This is a genomic window from Pantoea sp. SIMBA_079, from assembly GCF_046940275.1.
In the GTDB taxonomy this organism is placed as follows: Bacteria; Pseudomonadota; Gammaproteobacteria; order Enterobacterales; family Enterobacteriaceae; genus Pantoea; species Pantoea borealis.
The window spans coordinates 50,377-67,876 of the sequence record NZ_JAWRYR010000016.1; the positions used below are offsets into that span (position 1 = coordinate 50,377).

General features: G+C 54.8%; 15 protein-coding genes and 1 tRNA gene. 12 read left to right on the plus strand and 4 right to left on the minus strand.

Going from position 1 to position 17,500, the window contains the following annotated elements; all coding sequences use genetic code 11:
- Positions 1-394 precede the first annotated feature (394 nt).
- From SB719_RS17025 to SB719_RS17055, 7 genes are all read left to right on the plus strand, one after another.
- Positions 395-673 carry a hypothetical protein gene (locus tag SB719_RS17025; RefSeq protein WP_065650022.1) on the plus strand — a complete coding sequence of 93 codons (279 nt, stop codon included), beginning with the start codon at positions 395-397 and terminating at the stop codon, positions 671-673.
- 176 nt (positions 674-849) lie between these two features.
- On the plus strand, positions 850-1,317 hold the full coding sequence (locus SB719_RS17030; RefSeq protein WP_065650021.1) for a glycoside hydrolase family protein: 468 nt from the start codon (positions 850-852) through the stop codon (positions 1,315-1,317).
- Positions 1,318-1,319: 2 nt separating this feature from the next.
- Positions 1,320-1,664 carry a hypothetical protein gene (locus SB719_RS17035; protein WP_304235471.1) on the plus strand — a complete coding sequence of 115 codons (345 nt, stop codon included), beginning with the start codon at positions 1,320-1,322 and terminating at the stop codon, positions 1,662-1,664.
- Entirely contained in the window at positions 1,661-1,954 is a 294-nt protein-coding gene (locus tag SB719_RS17040) for a hypothetical protein (RefSeq protein ID WP_039382893.1), read from the plus strand. Before SB719_RS17035 ends, SB719_RS17040 begins: the two co-directional genes overlap by 4 nt.
- A 205-nt stretch (positions 1,955-2,159) precedes the next feature.
- Positions 2,160-3,905 carry an amylovoran biosynthesis protein AmsF gene (locus tag SB719_RS17045; protein WP_314686643.1) on the plus strand — a complete coding sequence of 582 codons (1,746 nt, stop codon included), beginning with the start codon at positions 2,160-2,162 and terminating at the stop codon, positions 3,903-3,905.
- A 152-nt stretch (positions 3,906-4,057) separates the two neighbouring features.
- Positions 4,058-4,133 (plus strand) — tRNA-Thr (locus tag SB719_RS17050).
- 131 nt (positions 4,134-4,264) lie between these two features.
- On the plus strand, positions 4,265-4,474 hold the full coding sequence (locus SB719_RS17055; protein ID WP_039382899.1) for a hypothetical protein: 210 nt from the start codon (positions 4,265-4,267) through the stop codon (positions 4,472-4,474).
- A gap of 17 nt (positions 4,475-4,491) precedes the next feature.
- On the opposite strand, the gene SB719_RS17060 is transcribed toward SB719_RS17055, so the two are convergent.
- Positions 4,492-6,390 (minus strand): flagellin, encoded by a 1,899-nt coding sequence (locus tag SB719_RS17060; protein ID WP_412159507.1) that lies wholly within the window; start codon positions 6,388-6,390, stop codon positions 4,492-4,494.
- A gap of 900 nt (positions 6,391-7,290) precedes the next feature.
- Between SB719_RS17060 and SB719_RS17065 the strand changes: the two genes are divergently transcribed.
- From SB719_RS17065 to SB719_RS17080, 4 genes are all read left to right on the plus strand, one after another.
- Positions 7,291-8,271, plus strand: coding sequence for a glycosyltransferase family 2 protein (locus SB719_RS17065; protein WP_304235387.1), 981 nt, complete (start codon positions 7,291-7,293; stop codon positions 8,269-8,271).
- A gap of 10 nt (positions 8,272-8,281) precedes the next feature.
- Positions 8,282-9,589 (plus strand): flippase, encoded by a 1,308-nt coding sequence (locus SB719_RS17070; RefSeq protein ID WP_065650014.1) that lies wholly within the window; start codon positions 8,282-8,284, stop codon positions 9,587-9,589.
- On the plus strand, positions 9,586-10,581 hold the full coding sequence (locus SB719_RS17075) for a glycosyltransferase family 2 protein (RefSeq protein WP_065650013.1): 996 nt from the start codon (positions 9,586-9,588) through the stop codon (positions 10,579-10,581). The genes SB719_RS17070 and SB719_RS17075 overlap by 4 nt, the downstream gene beginning before the upstream one ends.
- A 350-nt stretch (positions 10,582-10,931) precedes the next feature.
- Positions 10,932-12,218: an HAAAP family serine/threonine permease gene (locus tag SB719_RS17080; RefSeq protein WP_065650504.1), complete on the plus strand. Its 1,287-nt coding sequence runs from the start codon at positions 10,932-10,934 to the stop codon at positions 12,216-12,218.
- A gap of 42 nt (positions 12,219-12,260) precedes the next feature.
- Here the strand turns inward: SB719_RS17080 and SB719_RS17085 are convergent, their stop codons facing one another.
- From SB719_RS17085 to dbpA, 3 genes are all read right to left on the minus strand, one after another.
- On the minus strand, positions 12,261-13,817 hold the full coding sequence (locus SB719_RS17085; protein ID WP_304235386.1) for a methyl-accepting chemotaxis protein: 1,557 nt from the start codon (positions 13,815-13,817) through the stop codon (positions 12,261-12,263).
- 308 nt (positions 13,818-14,125) lie between these two features.
- Positions 14,126-15,088, minus strand: coding sequence for a chemotaxis protein (locus SB719_RS17090; protein ID WP_065650503.1), 963 nt, complete (start codon positions 15,086-15,088; stop codon positions 14,126-14,128).
- A 141-nt stretch (positions 15,089-15,229) separates the two neighbouring features.
- A complete protein-coding gene (gene dbpA / locus SB719_RS17095; RefSeq protein WP_292972541.1) occupies positions 15,230-16,609 on the minus strand; it encodes an ATP-dependent RNA helicase DbpA in 1,380 nt (459 codons plus the stop codon).
- Positions 16,610-16,922: 313 nt separating this feature from the next.
- On the opposite strand from dbpA, the gene SB719_RS17100 reads away from it, so the two are divergent.
- Complete coding sequence (locus tag SB719_RS17100) at positions 16,923-17,177, plus strand: hypothetical protein (protein WP_412159508.1); 255 nt, start codon at positions 16,923-16,925, stop codon at positions 17,175-17,177.
- Positions 17,178-17,500 lie beyond the last annotated feature (323 nt).

The following is a 17,500-nucleotide window of genomic DNA, read 5'->3' on the forward strand; positions in this document are numbered from 1 at the left end:
AGAAAAAATAACCCGGCTGAAATCATAAATTTAACTGCTGGTAAATAAAAAATTAACTGTTAGTGTTTGCGAAAGTATTAGAACATGTTAATAATTTGACCATAGATGGACGACATCGTTGCCCCGGACGGGCCCCGCTCTTAAACAATTGAGGCGCTGCACAAGCGCGAAACTGCCCACTCAAAATCAGTGTATTTTGGGATGGGGTGGATACGCACTCAGCAGCGTTGTCAGTTGTCTCCTGCCTTCACTTCTCTCTGCTTTTTCCTGGCCGTTTTTCAACGACCGGGAAAGCGGATTGTGGGTGATTCCGGTGGCACACCGGACGCACCGGCCTCTGCCGGAAGGCCGCGTTTGCCACCCCATCGCCAAAAACTCATTCACAGGAGGAGTTATGGCGATTATTCAATATGGCAAGTCAGCGTTTACCGGTAATGCACGAACCCGGCGTCATCGACGACGCCAGCCACTCGCACGTCTGAACCGCACCATCGATAACGCACTCGGATTCGAATGCGATGACGTCACGCTGCGCACCGCTGAACGTATCTGTCAGCGGGAAATTCGATCCAGAGTTGAGCGTGCCGTACTGGCGCCGGGACGCTCGCACAGTGAAAGCGCCAGTTTCGATAACTGCTGTTTACCCCACGTTCACCTCTACGCTACCCGCTAAGTTTTCACTGCTTTTCCAGTTCTGAACGGAACTTTTTTACATTGCTCACTGTTTAAACATGCTTGAGCGTTGCGCTTAATTCTGGCGTGCGTGACTGGCTGACCGATCAGTGATGTTTAAGTGTGCTGACCCTGTGCGCAGCGTGCTCCGCGTTGCGCCTCAAAGAAGGAACGGATATGAGCCAGATTATTGCCATTTTGAATTTTGAAGAGGGTTATCGCGAAGCACCCTATCTGGATACGCAGGGCTTTCCCACCGTAGCGGGCGGCATCCGCATCGGTCCTAAAGGCGCCTCGCTGAGCAACTATATCTTTCAGGTGCCGCGTCGCGTCGGTGACGTCTGGAAGCAGTGCATCGTGGAGAAGAAAGTGCAGGAGATGCAGCAGCGCGAACTGATCCGTCAGGCGCTGCTGAAGTGTAATGACGCCCGCAGTGATGTGCTGATTAGCATGGCGTATCAGATGGGCGTGGAGGGGCTCGCGCTGTTCCGCGGCATGCTCACCTCAGTCACGCAGAGCGACTTTGACGCCGCGGCCAACGCCATGCTGGATAGCCTGTGGGCGCGGCAGACCGCAGGACGCGCCCGGCGACATGCGGAAGCAATGCGCAGCGGCACCTATGACATCTACCGGGGGCTGCTATGAACATGAAATGGCTGATTTTTATCATCGCGGTGCTGGCAGCGATCGTTCTGCTGCTGCTGCTGCAGCGCTTTACCACTCTGGAGTTTGTTAAGCACGCGCGCCTGCTGTTTAAAACCTGGTCGGTATGGCTCGCCTCACTCGGTTCCATGCTCAGCGCGTGGGCGCAATCCTTTCCCGCTTCCGCGCTGGATGCCTGGAACGCACTGCCGCCGGACGTCAAAGAGGTTCTGCCGCACAACTACCTGGGGTTAATTGGTGCCTTTATGGTGGCAATGGGCGTTATGGCGCAGTTTGTGCGACAGAAAAATCTGGCGGAAAAACGCAGCGCGCTGGAGGAAAAATCATGAGTTTTCTTCTTTCCCTGCTGGCGGGCAGCTGGCACTGGCTGGCGGCGCTGTTCGGCATCATCGCCGCGCTGGTAGCCAGCTACGCTGGCGGTAAAAAGATCGGCAAAGTGCAGCAGCAGGCTAAAGCAGACACCGAACGCGCAGAAAAAACAGCGGCGCAGGCGGTAGCGGTTAACCAGCAGCAGCAGCAGCTGCGTGAGGAGGCCCGACGTGTGGAAATCAGCAACAGTAATCTTGATGATGCTGCCGCTCGTGACAAGCTGCAGCAATCGAAGTACCACCAGCCCTGAGGCGCCGGTCGTTATCGACTCCGCCTGCTCTCTGTTTTCACCCATTTATACCCACGGCAGTGACGCCGATCGCATGGATATTCGCACCGTGCGTGCCATTAACAATCACAACGACCTCTGGGATCGGCACTGCCGCACGCCGGCACGCTAACGCCGCTCCTTCTGACGCTATTCCAATACCCCTGTATAAGCCGAGGAGGCTGACATGATCGAAGTTAATTCATTTGCTGAACTGCGTACCACTGCACCTGCTAAAAACGGCGATTCTGCGTTTTTGCGCCGCTACAATGCGGACTCAAACTTTCGCGGTGGCGGTGACTTTACCGGTTTTATCGGGACGACCACGGCGGCTGACGATGGCGGTACGCTGGCGGTCGGTAATGGCTTCTACTGGAAGCGCGTGATCAACGACCCGGCAGACCTCAACGTCTACCACTTTGGTGCGAAGGGAGATGGCTACGCCAATGACACCGAACCCTTCAAACGCATGCTGGCGTGGACGCAGGGCTACAGCGGCAATATCCGCGATCTACCGGTGCGCTTTCCGGGCGGTAAATTCCTGATTAACCCGATAGATATCAGTGATGCTGAGGTCGCCTTCTTTGGCCTGCAGGGGGATGATGTGGAGCTGGGTTCGCTGCCGCGTACCACAATCATCTCCGACAAGAGCGCCAATACGGTGTTCAAAGTGAAGGCGCGCCGCACCGCGATCAAGGGGATCACCTGGCACGGTCAGGCGTCCGCCGACACCACTACCAACAAAGGCACTATCACAGCCGAACTGTGTACCAACGTGCAGCCCTTCTTCGAAAACACCTGCATCGAAGGCTCTACGGTAAATATCTACTGTTTCCGCGCGCAGAATAGCGGCGGGACCGTAATCAAAGTGCTGGATACCCTCGACAGTAAGTTTGACCAGATCTACACCCTGTGGACCTACGGGCGCGTATTCGACATCGGCTGGTCAAACTCGCCGAAAGGTAAGTGGGACCACTCCACCGCGATTGAGATCTGCAACTGTAACTTCCAGACCGGTTACGGCGACGCCACGCTCTATATGCCGCGCGTGACGCAGGGCATTATGCGTAACGTCTGGATTGAGCATACGCGTAACCCCGGCGACCTCTCCGACGGCGGCTGGACCATTGATACGCTGAATATTGAGGATTGCGGCTCGCCGTTTAACCTCAATAACGCCCGCGTGATCATGCGCCAGATTGGCCTGCAGTCGGGTGCCACTATCTCCAACGATCTGGCGGGCACGCGCTGGCTCTCAACGTTTGAGTATGGCTACCGGCGTGAGGAGAACCACGGCACTATCATCACCGGTTCCCTGCGCACCGGCTACTACAGCGGCCATAAAGTTACCAACAACACCGACACCGATAACTGGTATCGCCTCGGGCAGCTCTTTTTCCCGGTGGCGAACCAGCAGTGGGTGATGGAGCTGATTGGTAAAGCGGATGCCACCCAGCCCACCGGCACGGCGGGGTCGCCGGTCAATATGGCCGGCACCGGGAAAACCTGGATCAACCTGCAGCGGCTGGATACCGTCTGGGCTGACGCCTGCCATATGGGGCAGCCGGCGGTGCTGGATATCCGCTATAACCGCGTCGGTACTACCTATGCGGTGGTATGGGTTAAGCTGCGCGCCAAAAGCGGCGATACGCTGATTAACCTCAAAACCACCGGGCCAACGCGCTTTGAGTCAGGCTCCTGCTCGCTGTTCCAGACTGACTTTTCGGTGGTGACCGATACCACCAAAATGGGCACACTCAAGCCAGCAGCACGCTTTGGTTTTCATAACGGCGTAGCAGGCATTGGTGCCAATGAGAAAGGGGTGCTCACTGTCGCGACGGCAGCGGGTAATCCCACCAATAAAACGGCCCCTTCGGGCTTTGTGCTGGTCAATATCAACGGTGTTGATCGTAAGTTACCTTATTACGATTAAAACCAGCACGTTTTGGCGAGGCTTCGGCCTCGCCTTTTTTTATTTGTGGCGGAAAATACGCCAGTTCTGCCTGAAAAACAGACGGTTGAACCACCGCATCTTGACGCCTTGCGTCACATTTTTTATTTTATTCCCCGTAGTTCCCGCCTTATGCCGGTGTAGCTCAGTTGGTAGAGCAGCGCATTCGTAATGCGAAGGTCGCAGGTTCGACTCCTGTTTCCGGCACCAGTTAACTCCCTCTCTTATACATCATTCGCTTTTCCCCTTTTCAGCATCATATTGCCTCTGGCAGACCCCGGCTGGACGTATTCCCATCCGTTGACCAGACTTAGCGTTCCCCCCGAAAAGGAGAATGCGCAATGAGTACCCGATACAAAGTGACGTATGAACATCAGGATGGCGACGTTAAAAAGCGCGAAGAGGTGATACTGGAGAGCGAAAATGAGCCTTCAGATGAAGAAGCGCATGAAGCGGTGCTGCAGGATCTTGCGATGATGAAAACTCCCGGCACCGGAGTGGATGGCGTGGCGAAGTTTGACATTATCAGTATCGCCCCGGCTGACGAGTAAAAGGGGGCGGTTGCCCCTTATCCCTGCAGCAGCTTAAGCACCTGCTGCGGTTCCTGCTGCGCTTTTGCCAGCACTGAATTTCCGGCCTGCTGCAGAATCTGCTGACGTGCCATCACTGATACTTCCTGCGCATAATCAGCGTCTTCGATGCGCGAGCGCGCCGCCGCATAATCCGTTGTACTCTGGCTCTGCAGCCGCTGCGCCGACTCGAGCCGGTTGGCAAGCGCACCCAGCTGGCTGCGACGGCTGTCAATCAGCGCCAGGGCGCGATCCAGCGTTGCCAGCGGATCATCCGGATGCTTCAGGCGGATCTCATCTCCCATCTCAGAGACGCGCATGGTTGTCAGGTTGGTTGAGGCATCGGTGGTCGAAGAGATGCCCGCCTGAAAATAGATCTGAATATCGCCAGTACCCTGCAGCGTTTTCAGCATGATGCTGCCGTTACTGTCGTGAGTAACAAAGGTGGCGGTTTTATCGATCCCGATATCCGGCGCATCCATATAGTAGTTGCCGTCAGCATCCAGTCGCAGTACGTCGCTGGCGCTCTGGCCTGAGACATCGGTATAGCGCAACTCAACGTTTGCCGGATCCAGCGTCACGTAAGCGGTACCGGTTACGCGGTTTACGCTGCTAAAGCTATTGATAGCGCTGCTGCTGATGGCGCTGATAGCCAGCGAGCTGCTGCCGGTGTCGTCAGTATGCGCAGCCAGCGCGGCGTTGAAGTACTGATAATTACCGCTGCCGTTATCCACCTCCATCACATATTGCGATCCGCTTTGCAGCAGCCGCGCACTACTCACGCTATTTCCGCTGGCATCCGTAAAGCTGAGCGTGGCGCTGCCGGTATTGATCGCCGGCGTCTGCGTCACAGCGGCTGGCAGGGTAGCAAAATCGGCACTGGTTTTTGTCGGGGCGCTGGTTGCCTGCGCGATCACATTTCCGCTGCTGCCGAAGTCCAGCGTCGCCGCATGATAGAGACCACCCTGCTCAATATAATAGCTGCCGTTATCAACGGTCAGGTGCGCCGGAGGCGTAGCGGTAAGCGCACTGCCATCCGATTGCTGAAAATTAACGGCCGGAATAGCGCGTGGCGCTATGTTGCTTACGCTGTTGTAGAGCGGGGCAGAGGTGGCGCGGCTGATGGCTACCGTTCCGGCAGCGTTAGCCGTGTCCCAGCGCGCGCTTACCGCTGCAAGATAGTATACCGGCTTGCCGTCAGCGCCCGTGCTCTGCACATACTGGCGATTATCCGCACTGCTGCGCATCAGCTGCGGCGCGCCTGACGGGGGCATATACGTCACGGTGATGGCCGGATTAGTAAAGTCCATATTGGTGGCAAGGCCGGTGACGCGGTTAACGGGCGTCACTTTGCCGCTGATACCGCCAATCACCAGATCTTTCAGACCCAGCGCGCCAACGCTAAAACCGGGCGCAGAAAGATCCAGCATAATTTTTTCCCGATCGTTCGCGCCGACCTGAAAACCGATTTTTCCGGCGCTGCCGTCGAGCGTTTTAATGCCATTAAACGCAGCCGTGCTGTTAAGGCGATCGATCTCTTTCAGGTTCAGGTTAATCTCTCCCTGAATGGCATCGGCGTCACCCTGCGAAAGGGTTCCGTTAAGGCCCTGTACCGCCAGCTGCCGGATACGCTGAACGCGATTGTTAATCTCATCCAGGGCGCCTGCAGTGGTATTGACCAGCGATAACCCATCGCCTGCGTTACGCTGCGCCTGCTGCAAACCGCGCTGCTGACTCTGCATCCGGTTGGCAATCGCCTGTCCTGCGGCATCATCACTCGCGCTATTAATACGCATCCCGGAAGAGAGATTGCGTATCGCTGTTCCCAGCGCTGACTGGTTTTTGTTTGTGTTCTGCACCGCATTCAGGGCAGAAAGGTTGGTTTGCAGGGAGATCATTTACAGGCTCACCGATTGTTCTGTTGATAGCGTTATCGGCAGAAAGTGATTTTCTTTTAACCGTTATTTGGCCTAAGTCACGGTGGCGCTCTGGTGCTGTGATTTACAGCGGAACCGCGATCGTTTTTCACTGATATTAATCCTGGTGACCTTTACGCATTTATCTTATCAGTCAGCCTGATATTCCTTTCCCGGGGCTAATCAATCTGCGTTTTTATTAATTGCGGACTTACTGCGTAAATTCTGTTTTCCTGACCGCCCCATTGACCCTGACGGGTTCAGCAGAGAGAATGCCGTTTAAAGTTTTGAAACAGATCGCATTTTTAGGGCCTGAAGCCCATTGCAGTATGGCTGCGATAGCCGTACTGGATTAATGCCTCCTGCTTTTCACGTGGCGCAACAGACGCAGCGGAATAATAAAAGAGCAGGGCGCACAGCACATATCATTAATGTTGCCGCTCGTTACGTTAAGGCCGCTGAAAAGTCGGCAAAACGAATTACGTGCTGCCGGGCCGCACAGCGCGGTAAGTTTATTACTTATAAGATATTGATAAAAAACCATATATTTCTGGTGTCGATGTGAGATCAGCCGTTTTTTTCCTGCCATTCAGATGGAATGAGAGGCAAATCGCAGGCAAATACACATCGTCATCGATGTGCATTTATAAATGAATAATAAATAGTCTGGCCATAGATTTATGGCGAAATTCTTATTATTGCTTTGGCGGTTCATTTATTTAATTAGCGGAATTCCTTACTGAGGAAACTCCGAAAAAAATCCGGAATACAGTTAAGCCGGACGCAGGAATAAGCCATAAAGTGCGTGGTTTATCTGAACAGCAATGTTTAACGCCGCTGCGTTCGCCTTATTAATACTGACAAACCGCGTTCTGAGGTCTCATGCAAAATCCCGTAAACGACGTGTTACTGAGCGTCATTGTGCCGGTGTATAACGCGGCTGCCTATCTGGAAAGAAGCATTAATAGTCTGCTGCAGCAGACGGAAGTGCGCTTTGAAGCAATTTTTATCAATGATGGATCCACGGATACGTCGCAGGCCATTCTTCAGCGATTTGCGCACCACCCGCAATTCCACATCATTGAACAGCCCAATATGGGGGTCTCTGCGGCACGTAATCAGGGGCTGCGCAGCGCGCGCGGTAAATTTATCTGTTTTTTAGACGCTGATGATTTTCTGCCGCACGACGCCTTTGCCACCTGGGTGGCCTTGATGCAGGAGAATATCGGCATGTGTATCGGCGAGTCGCAGCATTTTACGCCTGCCGGTGAGCCGCTGGACCAGCCTGCTAACCGTGACGCATCGCGGCAGATGAGCGCGGCGGCAGCGGTCAACGACGTACTCTATTTTCATCCCCGTCACGGCATCTGCGACAAGGTCTTTCGCGCAGACGTTATCCGGCAGCATCAGCTGCGCTTTAACGAAGAGATCTTCAACTTCGAAGATCTGCTGTTTGTGATGAACTACCTCTATTTGCTGCAGAACCAGCAGGTGATTGTCACCGAGCGCGTGGTTTACCACTACGTGAAGTCAGACAATTCTGCCACCCGGTCGGCGCTGCGGGAAAAGCACTTCTCCTTTGCGCGTTCGTTTGGCCGGATGAAGGCGTTTATGACCCGGCAGCACCACCGCTATTACTACCATCTCGTGCTTAAGGTCACCTCTTCCTATATCAGCAAAGGGCTGAACAGCCGTGAATTCAGCGGCGCCTTTATTGAAGATTACATCGCGCTTTATCGCCGCAGTTTCCGCGCGTACCTCTCTTCAGGCCCGATGCTGAATCCCTGGAGCCTCTATTTCACTCTCTTTTTTGTCAGCCCGCGCGGCGTTTCACAGCTGCGCCGCCTGGCGCGTAAAGCGTAGGGGAGCAGGAATGAAAGAAAAACTCAGAAACTCAATGTGGATGATCGCGGAAAAGCTGATCGCCGTGTTTGGCCTGATTTTTGTGACCTCTTACGTCGCCAAATATGTCGGCCCGACCACCTTTGGCATTATCTCGCTCTCCATGCTGATTTTTCAGTTTTTGCAGAGCATCGCGGTCATGGGTAGCGATGTCATATTGCTGAAGCGCATTGCGCAGAATCATCGTTCGGGGATCCGTCTGATGATGGCGGCGGGCCTGCTGGTACTGGGCGTCTACAGCGTCCTGGCGATTAGCGGCATGCTGATCATGAAAGCGGAATGGAGCCCGGACGCGGTGGTGTTTATCTGTGCCGCTGCGCTGGCCTGCCTTTTCTCAGCGCTCGATCTGGTTAACATCTACAACGAGGCGATGCTGAATGCCCGTCTCAACGTGATCGCTAACGTTATCGGGCTGGCGATCAGTCTCTCGGTGCGATTCCTCATCTCCTGGCTGGAGCTGGACCCGCACTACCTGGCGATCCCGATTGTGCTCGCCACTTTTATTCCCTTTGTCATCAAGCTCGCGCTGTTTACACGCCAGCAACGCCATCAACCGCTGCCGGCGCTGCGTCAGCTTAAACAGTATTCGCGCTACATGGTGGCATCGGGCATGTCGCTGGTGATCTCGGCCATTGCGGTCGGCATCTATACGCGCGTCAATCAGGTAAGCGTCTCTTACTTCCTCGGGGTAAAAGAGGCGGGCATTTTCTCTGTAGCGCTGACGCTCTCTACAGCATGGGTGTTTTTACCGGCTGCGCTGCTGGCGTCGTTTTATCCCGCTTTCTTTGCCGAGCGCAACCGCGAACGGGCAATTGTCAAAGCGCAGCAGCTGCATCTGCTGGTGATTGGCGTTTCCGCGCTGGTGATTCTGGGGATCTGGCTGCTGTCAGGCTGGTTTATTGGCCACTTCTATGGCAACGCCTATCTGGATGCGGTCGCTCCTACGCTGCTGCTGAGCGTGGGTGCGATGTGCGGCGTGCTGAGCAGCGTAATGGACCGTTTCATTGTGAAATATAACGGTTACCGATTCCTGATCAAAAAGACCTTCGCGGTTCTGGTTATTTGTCTGATCTCGTCGCTGCTGCTGGTGCCGCATTACGGCCTGACCGGTGCCGCGCTGAGCGTGGTCATTACCGAATTCGTCTCTTTCTCCCTGCTTAATTATTTCTTCACCGCGCAGCCCGTGGCGCGGATCCATCAGGTTTTTTTCAACCCCAGAAAGCTATGGCAGTTGTTTAGCAATTACAAAACCTCAGACAGCAAAGAGAGTTTATCATGAATGACAATCCGCTCTTCAGTATCATCATTCCCGTTTATAACTCACAAAATACTATCCGGCGCACGCTGCTGAGCGTTTTGAACCAGACGTTCAGCAGTTATGAAGTGGTCGTGGTTAACGATGGCAGCCGCGATGACAGCGCGCAGATTCTGGCTGAGTTTGCCAGCTATCCGCAGATAACCGTACTGGAGCAGATCAATGCCGGCGTCAGCGCGGCGCGTAATACCGGGCTTTTGAAGGCGCGCGGCGACTACGTGCTGTTCCTGGACGCCGACGACTGGGTCGATGACAATTTTCTGATGAGCTTCAAACTGAATCTCAACGCCTGGCCAGCTGAAACCGTAGACCTGATGGTCGGCCACCTGAATGACGATCGCATTGGCAAGGTGTCGCAGGCGGGCTTTTTCAGTCAGCATGACATTCCTTATGTACTGGGCGAGCTGGAGATCAGCGACAACATCGGCTATCTGCATAACAAATGCTATCGCCGGGAGATTATTGACTCGCTGAATCTGCGCTTCCTTGAGGGGATCTCCATGAGTGAAGATCTGCTGTTTAACCTCAAATATTTTAGCTGCATCAGCAACTTCCTGATCACGCCTAACGCGGCTTATCACTACGAAGATACCAGCGGCTCGCTCTCTAAACAGAAGGTGCAGTACAGTGAATTAAAGGTGCGCAAGCAGTCGCTGACCGCGCTGTATGACACTATCGTGGATAAATATCAGGCCAGCGAACTGGACCATTTTCTGAAAGGGATCTCAAAACGCGTGCTGGCGCTGGATATGCAGATTGTCACCGCGATGTATCACGCGTCCTTTTCGCCAGCAGATATCGCAACAGAAATAGAACAGATAAAGCGCGGGAAATACTCAAAAGGTATTTTCACCCTGCTGAATAAGAATGAAAAACTGAAGTACATGATTATGAATCTGAACTCACTCACAGCGTACTATTTCCTCTATGCGTTATACAGAATGCGTGCATTCTGATTTACCCCTCCCGGCGTTGCCTTCTGATCTCTGCCACTGGCAGAAGAGGGCAGCAGCCGGGAGAGTCCGCTGCGTTACCCGCGCTCTTTCTTACTTCCCCTTGCACTATTTCTGTGACTCAGGTCAAATAATGTCAGGCAATCGATTGCGTGCTGATTTTGTGCGTTTTTGCAGCAGAAAATTATCAGCCTGCGCATTTTTGCTGCTTTTGTGACACGTATCTTGCGTTGTGCCCCCCACGCGGCGAAAAAAACGTATAGCATGAGCGCGTTTGAACGGCTGCCGGCAGCGGCTGGCCGTGAACAGAGAGCCGGAAACCGGCTGCAATGATGATGATTCTGGAGAGAGTGATGAATAACTCACAAACCAGCACGCTGGCAACCGCCAGAGCGGCCAGGGGCTGGAGCAAGAGTGATACGGTGTGGATGCTGGGTCTGTATGGTACGGCGATTGGTGCCGGGGTACTGTTTCTGCCCATCAATGCGGGCGCAGGCGGACTGCTGCCGCTGCTGATCATGGCCGTGCTGGCATTCCCGATGACCTTCTATGCGCACCGCGCGCTGACGCGTTTCGTCCTCTCGGGTAAAAATCCGGGTGAAGATATCACTGACGTGGTGGAAGAGCACTTCGGCAGCGGGGCAGGTAAGATCATTACGCTGCTCTACTTTTTTGCGATCTATCCCATCCTGCTGATGTACAGCGTGGCCATAACCAATACCGTTGACAGTTTTATCGTGCATCAGCTCGGCATGGTGTCGCCGCCGCGCGCGCTGCTGTCACTGCTGCTGATCAGCGGAATGATGGTTATCGTGCGCTTTGGCGAACAGATGATCGTTAAGGCAATGAGTATTCTGGTCTTTCCCTTTGTTGCTGTACTGATGCTGCTGGCAGCCTGGCTGGTTCCGCACTGGCACGGCGCGGCGCTGCAAACGCTGTCGTTCAGCGAGGCAACGGGCAGCGGCAATCTGTGGATGACGCTATGGCTGGCGATTCCGGTCATGGTGTTTTCATTTAACCATTCGCCGATTATCTCCTCGTTTGCCGTGGCAAAACGCGACGAATATGGTGCCGGTGCGGAAAAACGCTGCTCGCGCATTCTGGCCAGCGCGCACCTGATGATGGTGGTCACGGTGATGTTTTTTGTGTTCAGCTGTGTGCTGAGCCTGTCGCCCGCCGATTTGCAGGCAGCCAAAGCGCAGAACATCACGATTCTTTCTTATCTGGCTAACCATTTTCAGGTGCCGATGATCGCCTGGCTGGGACCCATTGTCGCGATGGTGGCGATCACGAAATCGTTTCTGGGTCACTATCTGGGCGCGCGTGAAGGCTTTAACGGTATCGTCACCAAATCGCTGCGCAGCCGGGGAAAAGCGCTCGCGCCGCAGAAGCTGAACCGTCTGACCACGCTGTTTATGCTGCTGACCACCTGGCTGGTGGCGACGCTGAACCCCAGTATTCTTGGCATGATTGAAACGCTGGGTGGCCCGGTTATCGCGGCGATCCTGTTCCTGATGCCGATGTATGCGATTCAGAAAGTCCCGGCAATGCGCCAGTACAGCGGAAAAATCAGCAACCTCTTTGTTGTGATTATCGGGCTGCTGGCTATCTCTTCTGTGGCCTGGTCGCTGTTCAACTGACCCCAGCCGGGTCGCCGTAACAGGCGGCCCGGCCGTATGGCATTAAGCCAGCGCGGTTTTAAACACGCTCATCGACTGTGCCAGCCGATCGGCCTGCTCCTGCAGCGCCTGTGAGGCAGCGGATGCCTCCTGCACCAGCGAAGCATTCTGCTGCGTCACCGCTTCCATCTGTGTAATCGCCTGATTGATCTCACCAATGCCACTGCTCTGTTCGCTGCTGGCAATCGTAATTTCACTCATGATCTCAGCCACGCTCTGCACGCTGCTGACAACTTCACCGATAGTGGAGCCGGCGTGCGTAACCAGGCGGCTGCCTTCATCAACTTTGGTCACGGAATCTTCGATCAGCACTTTGATCTCTTTGGCGGCGGAGGCAGAGCGCTGGGCCAGGTTACGGACTTCCGAAGCGACCACGGCAAAGCCGCGACCCTGTTCACCGGCACGTGCGGCCTCAACGGCGGCATTGAGCGACAGAATATTGGTCTGGAAAGCGATAGAGTCGATGACGCTGATAATATCGACAATCTTTTTAGAGGAGTAAGCAATCGCCTCCATTTTGTCGATCACCTGCTCCATGACCACGCCGCCCTCTTTGGCCACCTCAGAGGTTTTCGATACCAGCGAGTTTGCCTCGCGCGCGTTGTCGGCATTGTGCTTCACGGTAGCGGTCATCTGTTCCATTGCGGAGGCGGTCTCTTCCAGTGAGCTGGCCTGCTGCTCGGTGCGTGAAGAGAGATCGATATTACCGCTGGAGATCTGATTAGAGGCGACGGCGATAGTATCGGAGCCGGCGCGTACGTTAGAGACGATGGTCATCAGATTGTCGTTCATGGTCTGCAGCGCCTGCATCAGCACACCGGTTTCATCTTTACTGCGGACCGTTATGCGCGAGCTGAGATCGCCGGCGGCAACTTTGCTGGCGACGGCCACAGCTTCATTAAGCGGACGCACGATGGAACGGGTCAGCAGCAGGCCCAGCAGCACGGCAGCCGCGATGGCGATAGCCGTAAAAATAACGGAAACCTGAATCGCCGTGGTGCCATCTTTGATGATGCCTACTCCCTCCTGATGGAGCTGGCTGGCCTGAGAGTCGGCAAAGGCGGCCGCACTGAGTAAAAAGGTGTTTTGCGTCTGAGTAATTTTCTTCAGCACATAGTTGCTGGCTTCATCTGCCTTGCCGTCACGCACCAGCGTCAGCACGTCATTTTTTTGCTGTTCAAACAGTTTGCTGGCGGCAAGTAACCCGGCAATTTTCTTTTTACCCACCGGCGTGACCTGAATCGCCTCAATCTTTTTCATCGCGCTGTTGGTCTGCGCCGTGGCATCCGCGAGCTGAGCAAAGCGTTTGACGTTGTTTTCCGGCCGTGTGGTATCAATTACGATACCGCGCAGATATTTAATCTGGTCATTCACGCCATCGCGCACGTCGAAGCCGAGGCGAACTTTAACAAAACGATCCTCTACAATGGAGGTGATGCCGGTTTTGATATTGCTGATTTTCAGCCATGACGTCACGCCCACGACCACTAACAGAGCCACCACCAGGCCAAAGGCGATGCCCAGGCGTACCCCGACTTTCATATTCTTGATGCTCAACATTGGTTCTCCCCGTTTGCCAGAAATCAGACAGTAATAGGATGCATCAGCAGATTGGCAATCTGCCGTGACAGGCTGTTTTTAAAAGGAAAATAAGAACCTTCCTGCGCGAGTGCTCTCCATAATCGCCAGCGAAGGCGCAACAGTTATCGGTAACTAATGTATTTACTTTAATTTTTGCGCGTGGCAGCACAGATCCGTTAGAAGGGCTACTTATTGATGAATAAGCGGTACTGTTTCGCGGCGGAAGGAATAGCAGCAATAAAAAAGGCGCGATAATCGCGCCTTAAAGGAAGAGGTAAAAACAGGGCTTAGCGCTGTTTTTCCAGCACGCTATGAATGGCGCTGGAGAGCTCGTTGATCTCAAACTTTGCCACATACCCATCTGCACCGACCTTACGCACATGATCTTCATTGGCGCTGCCGGACAGCGAAGAGTGGATGACAACCGGAATATGGCGCAGCGTCTCATCACGCTTGATATTACGCGTCAGCGTGAAGCCATCCATCTCCGGCATCTCCAGATCGGTGAGAACCAGGGCAATTTTATCGTGAATTGATTCGCCGCTGGCCTGCGCCTCTTTCTTCATTTCGTTGATTTTTATCCACGCTTCCAGGCCGGTGTTGTGCATCAGGGCCGGAATACCCATGCTTTTCAGCCCCTGTTCAAGCAGCTGACGGGCAACTTTGGAATCTTCTGCCACGATAGCGACCGCACCCGGCTTGAGATTGAAGTTTTTCACTGTCTCTGCGCCAGGCTCAACGCCACGTACCGAAGGAATGATGTCATAGAGGATCTGCTCTACGTCGAGCACCAGTGCAAGGTTGTTGCTTTCGCCATTGCTGTCCAGGCAGGCGATACTGGTGATATTGCGGCTGCTGATCCCCGCTTCTGCTGTATGCACCTGATTCCAGTCAAGACGCACAATGTTTTCTACCGACTCCACTGCAAACGCCTGGGTACTGCGCGCATATTCGGTCACCAGCAGCAGATTCAGGCCGGTTTCCGGTTTACAGCCGGTCACGGCTGGCAGGTCGATTACCGGAATAAACTGCCCCCGGATGCTGGCCATGCCGAGCAGCGGCGAGTTCATCCCGGCCGCGCGCGTGATCGCGGGCATGGGCACAATTTCGCGCAGCTTGAACACGTTGATGCCATACAGCTCAGATTTGCCTTTCAGCCGATCGGAACCCAGCCGAAACAGCAGCAGTTCAAATTTGTTGGACAGCGCCAGGTTTGCGCGTTCGTCGATCTCTTTCTGAAAATTATCCATCATGGCCTCGGGGCAGAATCTGGGCGGAGCAGGGAGAGGGCGGAAGTGCCATGATTAACTTATCGGCAGAGCGCGATAAAAATGAAGGGAGAAGAAGAAAATTTAGCGCAAGGGCGCGATCGCCCTCACGCTACAGCCGCTCTATTTCAGGAGAATAGCGCGTACGCTTTTGCCTTTGATCTTACCCTCTTTGAGCTTGATCAGCGCTTTTTTTGCCTGTGAGGCCGCAATGGCAACGTAGGCGTGTGAAGGCGTCAGATCAATTTTACCGATCTGATCGCCGCTGAAGCCCGCTTCACCGGTCAGTGCGCCGAGGATGTCACCCGGACGGATTTTCGCTTTGCGCCCGCCATCAATACAGAGCGTCATCATGGCTGCAGGCAGCGCCTGTGCCGCTCTGCCTTTTAAGGTGCCCGCGGCCACCCAGTTAAGCTTCTGCTGCAGGTAATCCTCCAGCGCATGAGCACGTGCCATTCCGTCAGGTGCCACAAAGCTTACGGCAAGTCCTTTTTCGCCCGCGCGCCCGGTACGGCCAATGCGGTGCAGATGTACTTCCGGGTCCCACGCCAGCTCAAGGTTCACGACCAGCGCCAGCGATTTGATATCCAGACCGCGCGCGGCGACGTCGGTGGCGATCAGCACGCGGCTGCTGCCGTTGGCAAAGCGGATCAGCACGCGTTCACGATCGCGCTGCTCCAGATCGCCGTGCAGCGCCAGCGCGCTGATATCGCGATCGTTCAGTGCGGCGGCAATATCATCGCATTCACGTTTGGTATTGCAGAACACCACGCAGGAAGCGGGCTGCTGCTGGCTGAGCAGGGCGCATAGCAGGTTAACGCGCTCGCCGGCACTCGCCTCAATAAACTGCTGCTCAATCGCGGGCAGTTCCGCTTCGGTTTCAGTGGCAACCGCCAGCGCGTCGCGCTGAAAGCGCTGGCTCAGGCTGGCAATGGTATCAGGCCAGGTCGCGGAGAAAAGCAGCGTCTGCCGTGCGGCGGGCGTGAAGCCGATAATTGCTTCCATATCATCCCGGAAACCCATTTCCAGCATGCGGTCAGCTTCGTCAAGCACCAGCGTCTGCAGCTGGCTGAGATCGAGATTATCACGCTTAAGGTGATCCAGCAGGCGGCCTGGCGTGCCGACGACGATGTGCGGGGCATGCACCAGCGAATCGCGCTGTGCGCTCATCGGCTGACCGCCGCACAGCGTCAGGATTTTAATATTACGCGTAAAGCGTGCCAGCTGACGCAGTACATTGCTGACCTGCTCAGCCAGTTCACGCGTCGGGCAGAGCACCAGCGCCTGAGTATGAAACTGGCTGTTGTCGATACGGTTAAGCAGGCCGATACCAAATGCAGCAGTTTTGCCGCTGCCGGTTTTCGCCTGCGCACGCACATCGTGGCCGGCAAGGATGGCGGGAAGCGACGCCGCCTGAATAGGCGTCATCGCATCAAAGCCCATGTCGCGCAGATTGTCGAGCTGGCTGGCGGGCAGTTGCGTCAGGGTTGAAAAAGCAGTCACAAAGATGTCTCAGATAGGAGGGAAGATAACGCGGCCAGTCTGGCAGAAAGCCACGCGGGCAGCAACGGTAATTCGCCTGGCGCATACGGCTGGTCAGAGAGCAGAGTGCCGTCACGCTGCAGGGAGACTATTGTTGCAAAGTTTTAATAAATTGTTATCCGGAACGATCTTCTGGTGCATAAAAATCATCCGGCAAATAAGGAGATTAACGCTTTTACGTCGTTTTTCAGCGACAACTCAGGGTAAGTTTTACCGGGGTCAGGCTTATATATTACGCAGCATAAGGAAATTCTGATTAAAGATCCTTGTTGTTTTGATCTATATTGAGCGCGCCATTTGGCGAGCGAATTTACTTCAGAGGTCAATTTCATTGAGTCACAGTCTCCAGGGACATAGCGAAGACATTCTGAAAATCGTCGGCCGCGCCGTATTAACGCTGCATCTTCATGGAGAAGCTTTATCCTCTGATAAAGTCAGCTCAATGATTGCCTGTTATGCGGAAGAAGAGCCAGTCAGTGACGATGAGCACCAGCGCCTTTATGCGCTGGCCATTCAGATGTTGTCATAAAACGCTATGCAGCGGCGGGTGTCGCCGGCAAGTAAGACAAAAGCCTCCATACGGAGGCTTTTTGTTTTCAGCCGGGAGAGGGCAGCGCGGGGACTATGCGCTAAGCAGCGCTCAGCAGCGCGGAGCTGTGCGCTTAGCAGCGCGGGACTCTGAGGGGGTTCCGCCCGCCAGGCTTCTGGCAGTTTCAGCGGCGCTTGCGCATGCGGACGGGCTAAGGGGCGGGTGGGCGCGCCCCTTAGCAATCCCCGCCCCGCGCCGTCCTCGCGAATTCCCGGCCTCATCCCTCCGGCCTTAACGGACCGCGCGGATTCGCTCCTGCTCAC

Excerpts from the sequence above, each read along its gene's own strand:
- SB719_RS17075 (WP_065650013.1), top strand. The coding sequence starts at position 9,586 with ATGAATGACAATCCGCTCTTCAGTATCATCATTCCCGTTTATAACTCA.
- SB719_RS17065 (WP_304235387.1), top strand. The coding sequence starts at position 7,291 with ATGCAAAATCCCGTAAACGACGTGTTACTGAGCGTCATTGTGCCGGTG.
- SB719_RS17085 (WP_304235386.1), bottom strand. The coding sequence starts at position 13,817 with ATGTTGAGCATCAAGAATATGAAAGTCGGGGTACGCCTGGGCATCGCC.
- SB719_RS17035 (WP_304235471.1), top strand. The coding sequence starts at position 1,320 with ATGAAATGGCTGATTTTTATCATCGCGGTGCTGGCAGCGATCGTTCTG.
- SB719_RS17070 (WP_065650014.1), top strand. The coding sequence starts at position 8,282 with ATGAAAGAAAAACTCAGAAACTCAATGTGGATGATCGCGGAAAAGCTG.
- SB719_RS17040 (WP_039382893.1), top strand. The coding sequence starts at position 1,661 with ATGAGTTTTCTTCTTTCCCTGCTGGCGGGCAGCTGGCACTGGCTGGCG.
- SB719_RS17025 (WP_065650022.1), top strand. The coding sequence starts at position 395 with ATGGCGATTATTCAATATGGCAAGTCAGCGTTTACCGGTAATGCACGA.
- SB719_RS17090 (WP_065650503.1), bottom strand. The coding sequence starts at position 15,088 with ATGGATAATTTTCAGAAAGAGATCGACGAACGCGCAAACCTGGCGCTG.
- SB719_RS17045 (WP_314686643.1), top strand. The coding sequence starts at position 2,160 with ATGATCGAAGTTAATTCATTTGCTGAACTGCGTACCACTGCACCTGCT.
- SB719_RS17060 (WP_412159507.1), bottom strand. The coding sequence starts at position 6,390 with ATGATCTCCCTGCAAACCAACCTTTCTGCCCTGAATGCGGTGCAGAAC.
- SB719_RS17030 (WP_065650021.1), top strand. The coding sequence starts at position 850 with ATGAGCCAGATTATTGCCATTTTGAATTTTGAAGAGGGTTATCGCGAA.
- SB719_RS17055 (WP_039382899.1), top strand. The coding sequence starts at position 4,265 with ATGAGTACCCGATACAAAGTGACGTATGAACATCAGGATGGCGACGTT.
- SB719_RS17080 (WP_065650504.1), top strand. The coding sequence starts at position 10,932 with ATGAATAACTCACAAACCAGCACGCTGGCAACCGCCAGAGCGGCCAGG.